Source organism: Longimonas sp. (assembly GCF_046498435.1).
Classification (GTDB): domain Bacteria; phylum Bacteroidota; class Rhodothermia; order Rhodothermales; family Salinibacteraceae; genus Longimonas.
In genome coordinates, this window is sequence record NZ_JAWOAR010000251.1 from 1 (window position 1) to 16,999 (window position 16,999).

Below are 16,999 nucleotides of genomic sequence, written 5' to 3' on the forward strand. Positions count from 1 at the left end.
TGGAAAAGCCGGGGGTCGAGTACTGTTTGGAGGAAGCCGGTATTGCGTTTCTATTTGCGCCGTACTTCCACCCGGCTATGAAGCACGTGATGCCCGTACGCAAATCGCTGGGGGTGCGCACCTGCTTCAACATCCTGGGACCGCTCTGCAACCCCGCAGGCGTGTCGCGGCAACTGGTGGGGGCCTTCGACCTGAACACTGCCCAACTGATGGTGCAGATTCTGCGTCGCCTGGGCAGCGATCACGTCATCACCGTGCACTCGAACGATGGCATGGACGAATTCTCGGTCGCCGATGCCAGCACGCTCTTCGAATTCGATGCCGATGGCCGCCACGATATGCCTATCAGCCGCGAGATTGGCCCCGAGAAGCATGGCTTCGACCGTGTATCCAACAAGATGATTCGCGGGGGCGATGCCCACGAGAACGCCGAAATCCTGCGCGGCATCCTGGCCGGTACCGACCAATCGCCTCGCCGCGATGTGGTGCTCTTGAACGCGGGCTATGCCCTGCACACCAGCGGACAGTTCGATGACCTCGACGCTGCGTTCGATGCCGCCCGAGCCAGCATCAAATCGGGACGTGCGCTCAACGCCCTCAACACGCTGATTGAAGCCTCGAACGATGCGCCCAAATAGCGCTGGAACGTCTGCCCTTCGCATCCCCCTGTATTTTACCGTCCTGCACCCGTGAGCATTTTAGACGACATTGTAGCCGACACGCGTGAACTGATTGCCGACCGCAAGCAGCACACACCGCTTTCCGAGCTGAAAAAGCGTCCGCTCTTTAGCGATCACGAGCCGTTGTCGCTGGCCGAGGCCCTGAAGCAGCGCGGCATGTCGTTTATTGCGGAGGTGAAGAAGGCCTCCCCCTCCAAAGGTGTGATTCGCGATCCATTCAAACCGGCGCAGATTGCGCAGTCGTACGCCAAGCACGGGGCGGCCGCCATTTCGGTACTGACCGAGCCACTCCACTTCCAAGGCTCGCTGGAAAGCCTGGCGTGGATCCGCGCTCACGTTCCCGACACACCGCTCCTGCGGAAAGACTTCATCGTCGATCCGTATCAATTGGTAGAGGCAAAAGCGACTGGTGCGGATGCGGTGCTCCTGATTGCCACCGCGCTCGAAGCGGACCTGCTCTACGACCTGCACGCGCAGGCGGAGGAGTTGGGGCTGTCGTGCCTGGTAGAAGTGTACGCGCACGAGGACCTTGACAAGATCGACTTCGACCAGGTGAGCCTGCTGGGCGTCAACAACCGCAATCTGCATACGTTTGAGGTAGATATCGACAACTCGCTCGACATCTTTCAGCACGTACCGCGCAACGTGGGCTGGGTGTCGGAAAGCGGGCTCAGCGATCCCGAGACGTTGGTGCGTCTCCGCCAGAACGGCATCAACGGCGTGCTCATTGGGGAGCACTTTATGCGGGCCGACGACCCCGGCCAGGCCCTCACCGACCTGCGCGACGCCGCCCGCGAAATCGCCATCGCCCAACAACAGTAAGTGTGGAGGTGTGGATGTATGGGTGCACGTCTCCACCATCCCTCCATCCCTCCATCCTTCCATCCCTCCATCCCTCCAACCTTCCAACCCTCCAACCCGTCACGTGCTATGTCAGTAAAGATCAAAGTCTGCGGCATCACCGACCTCGAAGCAGCCCGCTACCTGGCCGGGAAGCGCGCGGATTACCTCGGCTTCATTCAGCACGAGGAGAGCCCGCGCTACATCCGTCCGAAGCAGGTCGCGAAGATTCTGGAGTGGGTGCACGGCATCGACGCAGTGGGCGTGTTCGTGAATGACGATGCCGATGCGGTGAACCACGCAGTGGAGACGGCTGGATTCACCCATGTGCAGCTCCACGGCACCGAGCCACCCGCCGTGTGCGCCCAGATCGACCGGCCCGTCATCAAGGCGATTCGCGTGCGCCACGATGCCGCCTCCGACCAACTGCGCGCGCTCATGGAGCCGTACACCGATGTCGTAGACGCTTTCCTACTCGACACGCACAACAGCAGCGTGTGGGGCGGCACCGGCGAATCGTTCAACTGGCGCCTGGCCCGCGAACTGAGCAGCGAGTTTCGCATCTTCCTGGCGGGCGGACTCAATGCCAACAACATCGAACGCGCCATCCACACCATGCGTCCGTACGCCGTGGACCTGTCGAGCGGACTCGAAACCGCCCCCGGCGTGAAGAGCCTCGACAAGATCGATGCGTTCTTCGATACGTTCCGTGCCATCCAAGACGAACTCGCCGAAGAGGAAGCTGCCGACGCATCGTAGCCTGCTCCGGCGCTACCTGTTCTTACACACTTTGTATCTACCCTCCTGCATCCAACCCCGCTAACCCATGCCCAACGCATCCCCAGCACCGAACGTCGCTCCCGACTCCACCACCCGCTACAACGCACCCGACGCCACCGGCCACTTTGGTCCGTACGGCGGCGCGTTTGTCCCTGAGATCCTCGTTCCGGTGCTCGAAGAGCTGCGCGAAGCGTATGCCGAGGCCCAAGCCGACCCGGCCTTCGATGCCGAGTACCGCACGCTGCTGCGCGAGTACGTAGGACGCCCCACCCCGCTCTCTTTCTGCGACCGCCTGACCGACTACTACGGCGGTGCCAAGATCTACGCCAAGCGCGAGGATCTCTGCCACACCGGCGCGCACAAGATCAACAACACCATCGGCCAGATTCTGCTGGCGCGGCGCATGGGCAAAACGCGCATCATCGCCGAAACCGGCGCCGGGCAGCACGGCGTGGCCACCGCCACCGTCTGCGCCAAATTCGGCATGGACTGCATCGTGTTCATGGGCGAGGAAGACATGGAGCGCCAGCGCCTGAACGTAGAGCGCATGGAGCTCATGGGCGCCGAGGTGCGTCCGGCTCTAAGCGGCAGCCGCACCCTCAAAGATGCAACGAACGAAGCCATCCGCGACTGGGTCTCGAATCCCGACGACACGTTCTACATCATCGGCTCGGTGGTCGGGCCACATCCTTACCCGATGATGGTGCGCAACTTCCACCGCGTTATTGGGGATGAGACGCGCGCCCAGCTTCGTGAGCACGAGGGACGCGAAACCCCCGATGCCGTCGTGGCCTGTGTGGGCGGCGGCTCGAACGCGATGGGTATCTTCTATCCGTACATTGAGGACGAAGCCGTGCGGCTGATCGGCGTAGAGGCTGCGGGCGAAGGGCTCAACGGACGCCATGCGGCCACGCTGTCGAAGGGCACGCCCGGTGTGCTTCACGGTGCCATGAGCTACCTGCTACAAGACGCCGGCGGCCAGGTCGAGATTGCCCACTCGATTTCGGCGGGCCTCGACTACCCCGGTATCGGCCCCGAACACTCGCACCTGAAAGACACCGGACGCGTGGAGTACGTGTCGGCCACCGACACCGAAGCAATGGACGGCGTGCGTGTGCTGTCGGAGCAAGAGGGCATCATCCCCGCGCTTGAAACCGCTCACGCCATGGCTCCGATGCAGCGCCTGGCCCGCGAAATCGGTCCCGACGGCATCATCGTGTTCAACTGCTCCGGGCGCGGCGACAAAGACATGCAAACCATCGCCAAACACCGGTAAATCGGTTCTTCCGCTCCTCCATCCTTCCCCCCGTCCAACCTTGCCACTCGCAATGTCTCGACTTTCCGACACCTTAGCTGCCTGCCGTGCCGAGGGGACACCCGCCATGGGCCTGTTCACCACGAACGGCTTCCCGCATCCCGACGCCACCGTGCCCATTTTGCACGCGATTGACGCGGGCGGCGCCGACTTCATTGAGCTGGGCATGCCCTTTAGCGATCCGCTGGCCGAGGGGCTCCCCATTCAGCGCTCCAGTGCCCGTGCCTTGTCGCACGGTGTGCAGATGGACGACGCCTTCGGCACAGTCGCCGCGTTTCGCGAAGACAGCGACACGCCCGTGCTGCTCATGGGATACATCAACCCGGTGCTGCAATACGGCATCGAACGGTTCTGCACGAAGGCTGCCAACGCCGGCGTGGATGGACTCATCCTGCCCGATGTGCCGCCCGAGGAGGCGAAGCTGCTTACTCAGCACGCCCAGGCGGCGGGGCTCGACCTGGTCTTTCTGATCGCGCCCAACTCCTCTGACGCGCGCATCCAGCGTGTGGATGAGTTGGCTACCGGCTTCGTGTATGCGGTGTCGGTCACCGGTCTCACAGGTTCGCGCCTCGACGGACGCGGCGCGGTGCAGTCGTATCTAAAACGCGCTCGCGGACTCGTTACCCAGAACCCGCTCCTGGTTGGATTCGGCATCGCGACCCACGAGGATGCGCAAGCACTCTCGCAGCACACCGACGGCTTTATCGTCGGGTCTGCACTCATCAAAGAGATCGAGGCCTGCTGGGATGACGACGCGCTCACAGACGACGACTGCTACACCCGCATCCGCCAGTTTGCGCACGCCCTGAAGCACGGCAAGGCCGTAACGGCAGGGAGCAATCCGGCGTAGTAGACGTCTACTTTGACAAGGCGTCTGTTTTCTTCTCAACGGCACACCTACATATGCCCGTGCGAATGTTTCGCGGCCTGGCCGCCCCCTTCCTCGTTCTTGTGCTATTGGCTGGATGCGAAGGCGCCTTCGATGGCGATTACCGGCCCCGCGCCACGGGGCAGGAGGGCGAAATTATGGTTGTCATCGATAGCACGCACTGGGATAGCGGGCTGGGCGAGGCCGTGCAACGCTACATCGGGCCGTATGTCGAAACGCTACCCACGCCCGAGCGCACCTTCGACCTGCGCCAGGTTGACCTCGCTTCCGACCGCGTCTTCGACATGGTGCAGCGCCACAAAAACGTAGTCTTCATCGCCCCGCTGAGCGACGAAACCCCCGTCGCAAACTTCCTACGCGATCGCCTTTCCGACGATGTGCTGCAGGCCGCCCTCGACGGCACGCCTGTAGTCGTACCCCGCAACAACTTGTGGCGGCGTAGCCAACGCGTCTACTACCTCACCGCCGCAAACACCGAGCAGCTAATCGACGCATTGTCTGAGCGCGGATCCGACATTCGCGATACCTTTCACGAGGTGACGCTCGACCGCATGGAACGCGAGATGTTCGAAAAAGAGCGGCAGTACAACCTCGAAGACACGCTCATGCAGCGCCACGACTTTGCGGTCAACGTGCAGCACGACTATCAGATTGCCATTGACACCACCACCGAAGACCGCGGGTTTATCTGGCTACGGCGCGTGCTGACCGATACGCGGCGCGAGCTTATGATCCATTACGTGGAAGGCATGGCGCCCGGCGATATTACCCCCGATTGGATCTACAACACGCGCGACTCGCTCACCGAAGAATACCTGCGCGGCAATGTCGCCGGATTTGTACGCACCGACTACCGGCGTCCCCTAAACACCGAGGAAACCGAGTTTCTCGACCGCTACAGCTACATTACACGCGGCCTGTGGCACTTCGTGCGCCGCACCGACGAAGAGGGCGAGAGCTTGCAAGAAATGGGCGGTGGCGGGCCGTTTGTCAACTACACCTTCTATGACCAGGACACCGACCGCGTTTACATGATCGACGGCTCGGTCTTTGCCCCCGAACACGGCAAGCGCGACTTCCTGCGCCAGATGGAGGTGATTGCACGCACTTTTCGCACCCAGGCCGAGGTTGAATCTGAGGAGGAACTCGCATCCAATGAGTAGCGCAGCCTTCCGTCGGGCTTCACATACTACATGCAGACTATGATGCAGGGGCGTTCTCATGAAGGAAAATGCCACGCCGAGCAAGGTCATGTAAGGGGATGCGTAGCGAGCGTCTTGCTATGCGGGCTGCTCCTCATCGCACAGGCGGGCTGCACCGATGAAGAGCCCCCTCTCGATACCCAAACCATGCGCGCGGTGCTTGTTGATCTGCATCTCGCAGAATCGCGGCTGAACGCGGATGGGGTCGTCCCACGTCTGCCCCGCGACAGCATCCTGGTCCAGCATAACGTAGCCCCCGCCGAGTTTGACTCCGCGCAAGCCTACTACACGCGGCATCCCGACACCTATCACGACATCTACCAGGAGGTCGTTGACTCACTGCGTGCCATTCGAGGCATTGCCGATAGCCTTCGCGATGCCGACAGCAATCCGGAGCAGTAATGTGTAGAAGCGGTCGGGCAGGTGATCTACCGCCTGCGGCTTCGCAGATCCCGATCAGAACGCCTACCGCCTGCAACTTGTCGAGATGAATCACAGGACCTGGCACCGAGGGTCCTGTGGTTCATCGCACAACCTCACATATCCGGGGGAGAAGTCAACTAACAGTTACCCGTTTTTTATCGATAGCCTTTGTCTAATCTTTTCATCGAAGCATAACCATGCGGTGTGCCTCAACATGATTGCCGGCTTCAAGACGCACGAAATACGTGCCACTGGGCAGGTCATGCGGCTGAAACGCCACCTCGTGGTAGCCTGCTGAAAAGGTGCGCTCGGCCACTTCTTGCACCAGCGTACCTGTGATGGTCCACACCGTAAGCGTCACCTCGGTAGCACGCGGCAGTTCAAACGCAATCGTCGTTTCTTCCCGAAAGGGATTCGGGAAGTTACCGATTAACGCGGGCGGACTCTCGCGGTCCGACAGCGCGCCGCGCCCCACCTTGAGCACAGACGACAGACGGTCGGGCGCGTTGTCGGTGACATAGCGCACGCGATAAAAGAGCACATCAGCACGCGGGTCGGCATCGGTAACGGTGTATCGGCGCTCGTTTTCGGAGAGGCGGGTGCCGTCGGCTTGGAGCGCTGTCGCAAACGGTTCCCAGTCTGTGCGGGTAGTTGAGCGCTCAACGACGTAGCGCCCCTCGCTGTGCGGTGCGGTCCACGACAGTTCGACCGCCTCGCTTTGCACCTGCGCCTGCCAGTCAGATACCGGGGTTGAGGTAGGAGCAGACAGGGGGAGCACAACTTGTACCGCATGATCGGTGCGACGGGGGGCCGCATCGGGCGCTTCGGGATTGGGCCAGGGTCCGTATGTCACCGCCTGGGCATGCGGGGTCGCGGTGGTGCGTAGCCGATGCACGGCCTCCTCATTGAGCACGTCTCGGATCGTCTGCACCCACGCCAGCTGCCCCCGAAACGGATACAACGTTTCAACTGATGGCGTGCGTTCGAACGGGCGCTGGCCAAATGTAAGTGGCGCACGTCCGGCAGGGCGGGGCGTATGACGCTCATGGGCAACGCGCTCCCCATCCACGTAGACCGATGTCTGCGACGAGGCCCGCTCGTATGTTACCGCCACATGATGCCAGCGTCCATCGGCAACCAGCGTTCTGGTGCGCACCGGATGATGCGCCGCTTCGGTGCCATGGTATACGTGCAAATGACCTGCGGGGGTAGTTACCAGTTCGAGCGGATACGGCGTCTCGGGCGTGCCTGTCCAAGTAGATGTGATGACCGCATTGCGGCTCATGGTGCGCATCCAGAACGCAATCGTGAAGGCGCGCGGCACACGCTGCGGGGTAAAAGCGCGTTCGTTAGCAGGCCGCTCACGCTCCGAAAAAGGAGAGGCAGAAGGCGCTTCATTCGGAAAGCTCCAGGCCCACGTGTCGCGTCCCGAGGGGGCAGGCTCCACCGTGAGCGTGGTACGCACCGGAGATGCCTGCACCGTGTCGGGTCCGGTAAATGGAGTGAGCTGCCACGTAGCTCGATCGGTGGCCTCTCCCGTGCGCACGCGCATCACGACCTCGAATGGCCCGTGCTGGGGCGTATCGAAATGGAGGGTCCATGCCTCGGAGCGGGTTGCTGCTTCAAACGCTACCGGACGCACGCCATAGTGCAGCACCTCGACCGTATCGATAGCTGTGTCAGATGGACCATCGATCGCGAGCTGCCGCGTATCAGGGGGAAGCGACAGGCTGGCCACAACGTGCGTTGTATCTCGCGTCCACCGCGTATCAGGATCTGCTTGATGGGCGGTGGCAGGCTGAAGGCATATCCAGCCCAGTGCGATGATAACCCCGGCGACCCCGAGGCCTAACCGAATAGGAAGCCACAATACCTCGCCCTGATTTCTTTTTTTCGGCATTGTATTCACCACGCATCCAGCCAATTACGATAGCGGATGTTAACGTGCCGTTAACGTACTATTTGTATGTGGCAACTGCAAGTTTGGGCGTCTGGAACCGTAAGGTAAATGCTACGCGTTGAGTAATTTGTATGTTGGTTTTTTGCTTTTTATACGCTGCCTCTAACGGTTCATGACGACTGCCTTCTATGCCCCGCCCGATCAGTTTCGCCAGGGCCGCGTGGTTTTGCCTCCAAATGAAACCCGCCATGCCGTGCGGGCCTTGCGCCACCGCGCGGGCGACGAAATTGTGGTGGTAGATGGCGTGGGCGGATGGCACCACGTGCGGCTGGCTCAGACCGGCCAGGACCAGGCCCTGGGCACCGTGGTGCGCTCAAAACGTGAGGTGGGCGAACCCGAGGCTCCGCTCGTGCTGGCTGTGGGCGTTCTTCAGAAGCGAGGACGCTACGAAACGCTTGTCGAAAAGGCTGTAGAGCTGGGCGTTACTACACTGGTTCCGCTGGTTACCGAACGCGCAGAGCGGCACCACATACGCCAAGACCGCCTCCGCAAGATCATGGTAGCTGCAATGAAGCAATGTAGGCGTTCCCGGCTCCCTACGCTGACCACTCCACGCTCACTCGCGCAGGTGCTGGTTCGATACCCGCGACTCTCGGCATTCTGCTGCCACGAATCGGGCACCGGGCGGCAGGCCCTGGTCGATGCTGTGCGGGCCCGTACAGCAGGGATGCTGCTCGCTGTGGGCCCCGAGGGCGGCTTTACCCCGCGCGAGATTGATCTGGCTCGCCGGGCAGGGGCCGGGCTCGTACAACTGGGCCCGCGACGCTTACGCACCGAAACAGCCGCCTTAGCAGCTACCAGCGCGGTTATGCTGGAACGAGCCCGCATGCTCTGATCTGCCCCTCACTCGACTCAAAGCAGCCTGCATATCGCATCCGCTAATACTCTTGCTATTTGTTTATGAGTGACTTAACCGAGACGTCTATTTCTTCGGAATCCGTGTTCGACGGTCACCTGCTGCATGTGCGGTGCGACGAGGTGCGCCTGCCTGATGGGCGCACCGCCCCACGCGAGTGGATCGACCACCCCGGTGCCGTGGCGGTGGTGCCTCTTTTTGCCAACGGCGACACCATGCTTATCCAGCAGTTTCGGTTTCCGCCGCGACGTACGTTCCTGGAGGTCCCTGCTGGTAAGTTTGACCACAACGACGAACCCCCGATATCTGTTGGAAAGCGCGAATTGAAAGAGGAAACGGGGCTTACCGCTGAGACGATGACGGACATGGGCCTGTTTTTCCCCTGCATCGGTTACAGCAACGAGGTCATTCATGTGTACCTTGCCGAGGACCTTACCGAGGGCGACCAGCAGTTGACAGATGGCGAGTTTGTAGAGCCTGTGCGTATGCCCTTTGAAGAAGCCGTAACAAAGGCGCTGGATGGTACCTTGAAAGATATGAAGACCATTACGGCACTCACACGCGCTCGGCATGCGATTCAGGCGCGGGGTACGAAGATTTGAGCGAGAGCCCCTCTACGCTGAACATGCAGCCCGGTACAGCATACATGTTTGATGCATATGTGATACATGTGAACAACACGCAATGGCTTGATGCGTGTTGTTGTCCGCACTGTTTGCCTGCCAACTACCCGCACACGAGAATACACCTGCTGTAATGTCGATTCCGTTTATCATCACCCTCGGCATCATTACGCTGATCGCGCTCTTGATGGTCATAGTCATCCTGCTTCAGAGCGGTCAAGGGGGCGGGCTTGCAGGCATTGCCTCCAGCGCTGGAACGCGGCAAGTCTTAGGCACGCGGCAAGCGCCCGATCTGCTTGAGAAGATCACGTGGGTGCTGGGCACAGCGTTCATCGTGCTCTGCATCCTGATCAACTTCATGGTGCAGAATGAAGGCCCGGAAGAAAGCATCATTCAGCAGCAGGCCCCCCAGTCGCAACAGCAGGAGCAGCAAATTCCAGCTGCACCCGGCGATGAAGATGGAGCCGCTCCGCTGCCCGGCGATGATGGGGGGCAGCAGCAATCTCCCCAAGAGTAACCGCTCCGTCATTTTCGAACACGCTCTGAGTGGATGCTGGGGACTCTCCCAGGTACCATTGTGTGTTCGCATCTCCTCTTCTGCGACTACAAAAGCGGCCTCCTCAGTGCTCATGAGGAGGCCGCTTTCATGTGAATACACCAACTATGCATGGGGCTAATCCTCCCCAATCCAGTTACCGCATTGCGGGATCACTTCCGCCACAGAACACCGAATTTGGAGATGGATGTTTGGTAGCTGTTAGGTTGCAAGTGATCCCCTCGTCATCCCGGGTCAGAGTTAGCGACTACCGGATGTTTTGCTCGTTCATCCGTTCACACATCCGCACCTCGACATACGAACGGAGCATGCCGAGCAGGTATCACAGAGCAAGATAACTGCGGCGGCGTACGCACCGATAAGCCGAATTCTGTCCGTGAAGGGGGCGGGCCGCAGGCCGCCTGCACCTCCAGGAGCACCATCTATCTGGACGCTCCGTTGCCGGAGCGTTCGAGCGGCCTACCCGCGTCGCGGTTTAGCGGGCCGCTGTATCGGCTACCCGCAGGCAGCCGTGCGACGCTGCTTGGCCTTGCACCTCAGTGGGGTTTGCCTGGCCGCACGTGTCACCACGCACGCCGGGGAGTTCTTACCTCTCCTTTTCACCCCTTACCTGTGCCCCGACAGAAGTCGAGGCCATCGGCGGGTCAGCTTTCTGTTGCACATGCCGTCGCTCAACTGTAACAGCCGAGCGCCTTCCGGTTAGGAAGCACGATGCCCTATGGTGTTCGGACTTTCCTCACCGCCACCCGTATGGGCAGCGGAGCGATGCCCCAGCGCGTACGCCAAGGGGGTTCTGATTGACGAAATTGTTAGGGGGCATGTTCGCGCAGCAAACACAGCGCACACACGACCACACCCGAAAAGCAGACCCGAAAAGCAGACCCGAAAAGCAGACCCGCGAATGCAAACGGGGCTACACGCCCGTACCCAGGTTGAGCTCTTCATTGGTAGCCTCAGCGGTTTCCTCGTACAGCTCCTGGTCGACAATAATTCGGCCAGTGTGCTCACACGGAATCACACGCTTGCGCTTGCGAATCTCTACCTGACGCTGAGGCGGCACAGCAAATCCGGCTGCAGCACCGCGACGAAGCGGCACCACTGCACGGCCATCGCGTAAACGATCACGTAGCTTCGAGTACGATCGTAGGTAGCGTTCGTCGACCTGCTCCTTGGCCTCATCGCGCACCTCTTCGAGCGCCTTCTCTTCAGTCTTCGTATCAGCTACGACCTCATCCAGCTTCTCCTTTTTCTCGTCCAGAATGTCGTTGAGGTCGTCGAGGTCCTCTTTGGTATCGGCAATGGCCGACTCATTCGCAGCAATCGTCTTCTCGGCACGCTCAATGGTTTCGCGCGCCTCAGAAATGCGCTCTTTCTGCGTTTCAATTTCGGAGGTCAGCGCATCGTACTCTCGGTTATTCCGTACCTGAAGCTGCTGCTCCTCATACTTCTCAATCAGGCCTTCGGCTTCTTTGATGTCCACGTCGGCCTGACGCTTATCGACTTTTGCCTGCTTTAACTCTTCCTCATAGTTCTCCAGCCGTGTTTGCAACCCGGCCTGTTCATCCTCCAGATCCTGTATTTCTTCGGGCAAATCGCCGCGCAACTTCTGAATCCGGTCGATGCGGTTGTCTATGTGCTGTAACCGGATGAGCGCACGCAGCTGCTTTTCAATAGTCTTTTTCGTTTCCGCAGTGGCCATAATGGGCAAGGGTCGAGGTAGATCAGTATACGCGTTGTGGGTAAACTGTGGGCCGTAGCCAACGACTTATTACCCATGGATGCCACACAAGGTTCAACCTGGCGTGCGCCGAACTACCGGTTTTGCCCAAACCCCATGTGCGTTTCCCTGTGATCTCCGACATGGCGCCTGCAACTTGTCGGTTGCCCCGTTCATTCACTTTGCATGCACAGATCCGTGTTTTTCGCGCGGTTGTATTCAGCCCTGTGCAGGGTCAGCCCCCGATTGTTTAACAAAAGAAAACGCCGCGCGGTCATCATTCACGGATCCACCTGGTATCACTGGATGCAACCTACCATACAGTGCTCGCCATACGGTACGTACGATCTGGCTCTTGGGCCTGCCGCTTTCTATTTTCGTAGCTTTCCCCTGCTTTTATGGCTTTTACAGACCACTCCGATCCGCACCACGATGCATCTCAAACCGATTCCTCGCCAACGGACAAGCCCGCCCCGTCATCTGAGGGCGTAGACCGCCGGGCCTTTCTAAAGCGCACCGCCCTCTCTTCCGCTGCGCTCAGCATGGGACTGTGGAGCGGTGATGGCGCTCCGGCTAACGCTGCCCCGCGCCCCCGGGCCGATGTGCAGGGAGATGCGCGCAATGTCATTTTCCTGGTGGTCGATGGCATGAGTCAGGGCACGCTCACCATGACCGACCAGCTCCTGCAGCGCCACCACGACCGCACCTCGCACTGGGTCGATCTGTACCGCGAGCAGGCGTACGACACGCAAGCGTTCATGGACATGGCTCCGCTTAACTCGCTCGTTACAGGGTCTGCTGCCGCGGCCTCGTCGTGGGGGTGCGGCCATCGCATCAACAATACGATGCTGAATATGGACCCCGATGAGAATCCCTACCGCACCATCTGCCAGATTTTTCGGGACGCAGGAAAGGCCAACGGTCTGGTGAGCACTGCACGCATCACCCATGCTACGCCCGCCGGTTTTGGCATCAACATGGCCGGACGGTGGATGGAAGACGACATCGCCGAGCAGTACCTGGAGCGCGAGTACGACCTGCTTATGGGCGGCGGTACGCGCCACTTCACCGCTGAAGGCCGCGAGGACAATCAGGATCTTCTTGCAGGGTTTCGCGATGCCGGCTATCGCGTCGTTCGCGATCGAGGCGACCTGAACGCTCTTGCTGATGCCGAGAAGGGGCTCGGCCTCTTCTACGATAGTCATCTGCCGTATGAGATCGACCGGCGTAACATCGACCGACTTGCCACGACGGTGCCCACGCTGTCCGAAATGACGGAGACAGCCCTCGAACGCCTCAACCGCCACGAAGAGGGCTTTCTGCTCCAGGTCGAAGCCGGACGCGTAGACCACGGGGCCCACTCGAATGACACCGTCGGTATGCTGTACGATCAGATTGCCTTCGACGATACCATCGCTGCGGTGCTCAACTTCGTGGCCGACCGCGATGATACGCTGCTCATCATTACAACCGACCACGGCAACGCCAACCCCGGCCTCAATGCCATTGGCGATCGCTACGAGGACTCGCCCGGCATGTTTGACCGCATTGCCAACTTCCAGCGCTCAAATGAGTGGATCTTCCGCGAACTCGATGAAGAAAGCACCATCGACGAAATTCAGGAGCGCGTGGCCTTTGCTTGCAACCTCGACATCGGCACCGATGAGGCCACAACACTACAGCAAGCACTCAAGGGGGAGTTTGAAGCGGTCTACGATCCGCGCAGTAGCGCCTCGGCAGTGCTCTCTGCCCTGCAAGCCAACTACACCGCCGTCAACTGGATTGGTAGCATGCACACCTCCGACTACGTGCCGCTCATTGCCATTGGCCCGGGTAGCGATACGCTGGGCAGTTTTGTGCGCAACACCGAACTGTTCGACCTAATGGTGGATACAGCAGGCGTGCGTGCCCACGCTGAAGGATAAACGCATAGAATAGACGCATAGAATACACGCATAGAATAGCCCCAACAAAAAAAACGCGCAGCCCTCTCCGTCCCCCGTGAGAGGCGCTGCGCGCGTTGCGTATGGCTGCTACCAAAGGCAACGGCCAGACGCAAGGCGGGGAGTTTGTATCTCAATGCAAGGTGGCATGCTCCCCGTCCATTCCCACAAGCGGAATACACGCCCGGTACCGGACACGCCCCCGCAACTTTTTTCGAAGGGCCTTTTCTGGGGGATGCGAAGGCTTTGCCCTCTCGGTTATGCCGTTTCGGATTCAGTGGGTATATCTTCGCCCCGAAGTTCGGCCCAGGCGCGCCGGGTGGACTCCTGAAACACCGATACGTCGCCGCGCCACGGTACCACGCAGATGTCGTTGCGATGCCGGTACAGCCAGTGCATCCCCAGCCGAATTTCGTTAATGGCACGCTTGCTGAAGGTCGCCGCTTCCTTGGTCTGCAACCAGGTGTCGATATGCGCTTTTGCTTCGGTGCAGGCCGTGTCGGCGTGCGTGTCGGCGTCGTACACCGTGGTGCCCTGCAGGCGGCCATGGCGGATCCACAGCCCGTGCATCGCCCCGTCGATGTCGGCGTGATACCATACCACACCCTGCCGCCTGCGCACCGGCGCTTGCCATAGCCGCTGCCGCCGCACGAAGCGCTCCACTGCCTCGTGACCATCGCGAAACTCGGCAGCCCGCTCAAAATCGAGCTTGTCGGAGGCGTCTTGCATGCGCTCGTGCAGGTAGCCAAGCAGTTCAGTGGAGCGCCCTTCCAGAAACGCCTCGACCTGATCGACCGTCGTGTCGTAGTCAGCATCAACATCGTCTTCGCAGGGGGCCAAGCAGCGGTCCATGTCGGCATAGAGGCAGCGCTGGCCCAGGCGCAGGGTGTCGTCGTCGCATTCGCGCAGCGGGTAGCGCCGCGCCGCCATGTCGATGATACGTTCGGCCTGGTCGGCGTTGCGCACCGGACCGTAGTAGGCGGCGGTGTCGTCCTCCAGGCGATACGACCAGCTCAGTTTGGGATACGATTCGGTGCGATCGAGCATTAAGAAAGGCCGCCGCCGGTAGCGCCGCTGCGCCCGGTTGTAGCTGGGCTTGTTCTCTTTGATGAGCCGTGCCTCCAGCAAGAGGGCCCCCAGCTCCGTATCCGTCGTCCGCCAGGTGATGCGGCGCAGCTTTTTGAGCAGCTTGCGCGTGCGCGCTGGCTTCGACTCGATGCCTGTAAAGTAGCTACGCACGCGATTCGAGAGCCGCTTGGCCTTGCCGATGTAGAGCGTAGTGCCGTTACTTGCCTTAAAGAAGTAGACACCCGGCGCATCTGGCAGGGCGGGGAGCGTTTCGTTGCGCAGCCGGTCGATGTGCGGCGGCGCACTTCGTACGCTACGATACGAGCGGTTCTGAAAGCGCATCAGCTCGTCGAGCGTGTCGATCTGATGCTCGAAGGCGCACTGGTTCAGAAATCGCATGAGGATGCGTCCGGTGGCCTCGGCATCCCCCAGCGCCCGATGCCGCCCGTTTACGCGCACATCGTAGAAGGTAGAGAGCGCCGAGAGCCCGCGCGATTTGAGTCCGGGCAAGAGACGCCGCGCCAGACGAAGCGAGCACAGCGTGTCGTTGCCGAGTGGCTCGTGGCCCAGCCGGGTGAGGGCGGCATTCAGGAATTTCTCATCGAACGACAGGTTGTGCGCCACCAGCACATCATCGCCCAGAAAGTCGAGATAGTCTGGCAGCACCTCTTGCATGCGCGGCTGATCGACGACCATGGCGGTGTTGATCCCCGTAAGCCGCTGGATGTTCTTTGGCACCGTGCGCTCGGGGTTGATGAGCGACTGGAAGCGGTCCACAACTTCGCCGTGCTGCACCTTCACAGCCCCCAGTTCGAGGATGCGGTCTTGGCCCGCCTTAGGACCGGTGGTTTCGGTGTCGGTAACAACAAAGCAGGTTTGGTCGAGTGAGGGCATACCAGTTCAACGCGGGACAGGCAACACGAACAGACAGCGAAAACGGCACGGTAGTGGATAGACGTTACGTGATAGCTCTCCTGATAAAAATCTTTCCTGAGGCGAACGGTCTCCCGTTCGCCTATGCCAGTCTCCGGCTACTGGCATATTTCCTCTATCACTTAGCGTTGAACCGCTACCAACGGCACTACTCTTCGGAGCGCGCGGGCACAAGCTGTTCGCGTTTGTGCTGACGCTGCTCTTCGGGCGAGAGGCTATAGTCATAGTCGAAAAGCGCGCCCTCCCACGAGCCGTACTGCGGATTCGGAAGCATGAACCAGCGCGTGCCCCAGAATCCACGATGGGTTGCGCTCATACGCTCGCGCTCGTCGAGCGAGGTTTCGACTTCGGACAAGAAGTCGCCCAGGTTGTCGCCGATCTGCATCACGATGCGGTGCGATTGCATGATGTGCTCGCGTCGTGGGGTTTTGTCGGAAGCAGCCCAATCCTCACGCTGCCCGCGCATGATGAGGTGCTCATCATCAACCGGAAAGCCCAGCGCCTCCAAGTTGTCGCGCGTGGCGCTGCGCACGGTGTCGCGGCGGTTGGTGAGGTAGAACACGGTGACGCCAGCGTTGGCAGCCTCCTCAACAAAGCGCAGTGCACCCGGCACAGCAGTGGCCTTGCGCTCGCGGCACCAGGCATTCCACGATTCGGTGTCGTACGTCTCGTCATCCAAGATGAGGCGCGCCTGGTAGGGCGAGTTGTCGAGCACCGTTTCGTCGACGTCGAGGATGACCGCAGGTGGTAGATCGGCGTACGCGCCAGTGCGCATCTGCTCACTCTGCTCCACCGCAGCAGTCAGGGTCGAATCGTCCAGCAGCGCCGGAAGTTGCTGGGCCGCCTGGGCATAGGTCTGGCGCAACAGCGCGTCGTACTCGGCGCTTCGCTGCATCCAGAGCGTCGCGTTCAGGCTCTGATGATGCAGCTCCGCCTGGGCGGTTGCTGTAGGGGGCTGCTCAGAAGAATCGGTGGTGGGTGCCGTGCCAGCGCATCCGCCAACCCCAACCACAAGAAAAAGAAGCAGCGCAGTGCGGGTCGTCCAACGGTGAAACGTATCAGTCACAGCATCAACAAAGGGCAAGGAGCGGAATCATGGCGTTCCAATGCATGCGCATCGGGCCATGTAATCTAATTACCACATGCGGCCACCTGCAACTTTCCCTGCGTTGAGGTTGGGCATCTGGCGCAGTAGTGCTTTGTTTTTGCGAAAT

At 60.5% G+C, this 16,999-nt stretch carries 15 protein-coding genes and 1 other RNA gene; 11 read left to right on the forward strand and 5 right to left on the reverse strand.

All coding sequences use genetic code 11. The features are described from left to right. From trpD to R6U20_RS09660, 7 genes are all read left to right on the forward strand, one after another. Positions 1-638: anthranilate phosphoribosyltransferase (trpD, locus tag R6U20_RS09630; protein WP_410337643.1), on the forward strand; the 638-nt coding region annotated here is incomplete at its 5' end. 51 nt (positions 639-689) lie between these two features. Beyond that, positions 690-1,502: an indole-3-glycerol phosphate synthase TrpC gene (gene trpC, locus R6U20_RS09635; RefSeq protein WP_410337644.1), complete on the forward strand. Its 813-nt coding sequence runs from the start codon at positions 690-692 to the stop codon at positions 1,500-1,502. 108 nt (positions 1,503-1,610) lie between these two features. Then, on the forward strand, positions 1,611-2,279 hold the full coding sequence (locus R6U20_RS09640; protein WP_410337645.1) for a phosphoribosylanthranilate isomerase: 669 nt from the start codon (positions 1,611-1,613) through the stop codon (positions 2,277-2,279). A gap of 67 nt (positions 2,280-2,346) precedes the next feature. Then, positions 2,347-3,576, forward strand: coding sequence for a tryptophan synthase subunit beta (gene trpB, locus R6U20_RS09645; protein WP_410337646.1), 1,230 nt, complete (start codon positions 2,347-2,349; stop codon positions 3,574-3,576). A gap of 52 nt (positions 3,577-3,628) precedes the next feature. After that, positions 3,629-4,465 (forward strand): tryptophan synthase subunit alpha, encoded by an 837-nt coding sequence (trpA, locus tag R6U20_RS09650; protein WP_410337647.1) that lies wholly within the window; start codon positions 3,629-3,631, stop codon positions 4,463-4,465. Positions 4,466-4,518: 53 nt separating this feature from the next. Further along, positions 4,519-5,667, forward strand: a complete 1,149-nt coding sequence (locus R6U20_RS09655) for a DUF4837 family protein (RefSeq protein WP_410337648.1) — start codon at positions 4,519-4,521, stop codon at positions 5,665-5,667. Positions 5,668-5,781: 114 nt separating this feature from the next. After that, positions 5,782-6,108 carry a DUF4296 domain-containing protein gene (locus R6U20_RS09660; protein ID WP_410337649.1) on the forward strand — a complete coding sequence of 109 codons (327 nt, stop codon included), beginning with the start codon at positions 5,782-5,784 and terminating at the stop codon, positions 6,106-6,108. Positions 6,109-6,310: 202 nt separating this feature from the next. On the opposite strand, the gene R6U20_RS09665 is transcribed toward R6U20_RS09660, so the two are convergent. Beyond that, entirely contained in the window at positions 6,311-8,029 is a 1,719-nt protein-coding gene (locus R6U20_RS09665) for a LamG-like jellyroll fold domain-containing protein (protein WP_410337650.1), read from the reverse strand. A gap of 172 nt (positions 8,030-8,201) precedes the next feature. Between R6U20_RS09665 and R6U20_RS09670 the strand changes: the two genes are divergently transcribed. The 3 genes from R6U20_RS09670 to secG all read left to right on the forward strand — a co-directional run bounded on the left by R6U20_RS09670 (position 8,202) and on the right by secG (position 10,085). Then, positions 8,202-8,924 carry an RsmE family RNA methyltransferase gene (locus tag R6U20_RS09670; protein ID WP_410337651.1) on the forward strand — a complete coding sequence of 241 codons (723 nt, stop codon included), beginning with the start codon at positions 8,202-8,204 and terminating at the stop codon, positions 8,922-8,924. Between the two features lie 65 nt (positions 8,925-8,989). Continuing rightward, a complete protein-coding gene (locus R6U20_RS09675) occupies positions 8,990-9,547 on the forward strand; it encodes an NUDIX domain-containing protein (RefSeq protein WP_410337652.1) in 558 nt (185 codons plus the stop codon). Positions 9,548-9,701: 154 nt separating this feature from the next. After that, positions 9,702-10,085, forward strand: a complete 384-nt coding sequence (secG, locus tag R6U20_RS09680) for a preprotein translocase subunit SecG (RefSeq protein ID WP_410337653.1) — start codon at positions 9,702-9,704, stop codon at positions 10,083-10,085. Positions 10,086-10,467: 382 nt separating this feature from the next. Here the strand turns inward: secG and rnpB are convergent. Continuing rightward, positions 10,468-10,906: RNase P RNA component class A (gene rnpB / locus R6U20_RS09685), an RNA gene on the reverse strand. Between the two features lie 131 nt (positions 10,907-11,037). Further along, positions 11,038-11,823, reverse strand: a complete 786-nt coding sequence (locus tag R6U20_RS09690) for a zinc ribbon domain-containing protein (protein ID WP_410337654.1) — start codon at positions 11,821-11,823, stop codon at positions 11,038-11,040. Between the two features lie 416 nt (positions 11,824-12,239). On the opposite strand from R6U20_RS09690, the gene R6U20_RS09695 reads away from it, so the two are divergent. Then, positions 12,240-13,766, forward strand: coding sequence for an alkaline phosphatase (locus R6U20_RS09695; RefSeq protein ID WP_410337655.1), 1,527 nt, complete (start codon positions 12,240-12,242; stop codon positions 13,764-13,766). Positions 13,767-14,042: 276 nt separating this feature from the next. On the opposite strand, the gene R6U20_RS09700 is transcribed toward R6U20_RS09695, so the two are convergent. Continuing rightward, positions 14,043-15,746, reverse strand: a complete 1,704-nt coding sequence (locus R6U20_RS09700; RefSeq protein WP_410337656.1) for a DEDD exonuclease domain-containing protein — start codon at positions 15,744-15,746, stop codon at positions 14,043-14,045. 187 nt (positions 15,747-15,933) lie between these two features. Continuing rightward, the gene (locus R6U20_RS09705) at positions 15,934-16,851 is read right to left on the reverse strand and encodes a 5'-nucleotidase, lipoprotein e(P4) family (RefSeq protein WP_410337657.1); all 918 of its coding nucleotides are present in this window, start codon (positions 16,849-16,851) and stop codon (positions 15,934-15,936) included. Positions 16,852-16,999 lie beyond the last annotated feature (148 nt).

Excerpts from the sequence above, each read along its gene's own strand:
- R6U20_RS09640 (WP_410337645.1), top strand. The coding sequence starts at position 1,611 with ATGTCAGTAAAGATCAAAGTCTGCGGCATCACCGACCTCGAAGCAGCC.
- trpB (WP_410337646.1), top strand. The coding sequence starts at position 2,347 with ATGCCCAACGCATCCCCAGCACCGAACGTCGCTCCCGACTCCACCACC.
- trpA (WP_410337647.1), top strand. The coding sequence starts at position 3,629 with ATGTCTCGACTTTCCGACACCTTAGCTGCCTGCCGTGCCGAGGGGACA.
- R6U20_RS09655 (WP_410337648.1), top strand. The coding sequence starts at position 4,519 with ATGCCCGTGCGAATGTTTCGCGGCCTGGCCGCCCCCTTCCTCGTTCTT.
- R6U20_RS09665 (WP_410337650.1), bottom strand. The coding sequence starts at position 8,029 with ATGCCGAAAAAAAGAAATCAGGGCGAGGTATTGTGGCTTCCTATTCGG.
- R6U20_RS09670 (WP_410337651.1), top strand. The coding sequence starts at position 8,202 with ATGACGACTGCCTTCTATGCCCCGCCCGATCAGTTTCGCCAGGGCCGC.
- R6U20_RS09675 (WP_410337652.1), top strand. The coding sequence starts at position 8,990 with ATGAGTGACTTAACCGAGACGTCTATTTCTTCGGAATCCGTGTTCGAC.
- secG (WP_410337653.1), top strand. The coding sequence starts at position 9,702 with ATGTCGATTCCGTTTATCATCACCCTCGGCATCATTACGCTGATCGCG.
- R6U20_RS09690 (WP_410337654.1), bottom strand. The coding sequence starts at position 11,823 with ATGGCCACTGCGGAAACGAAAAAGACTATTGAAAAGCAGCTGCGTGCG.
- R6U20_RS09695 (WP_410337655.1), top strand. The coding sequence starts at position 12,240 with ATGGCTTTTACAGACCACTCCGATCCGCACCACGATGCATCTCAAACC.
- R6U20_RS09700 (WP_410337656.1), bottom strand. The coding sequence starts at position 15,746 with ATGCCCTCACTCGACCAAACCTGCTTTGTTGTTACCGACACCGAAACC.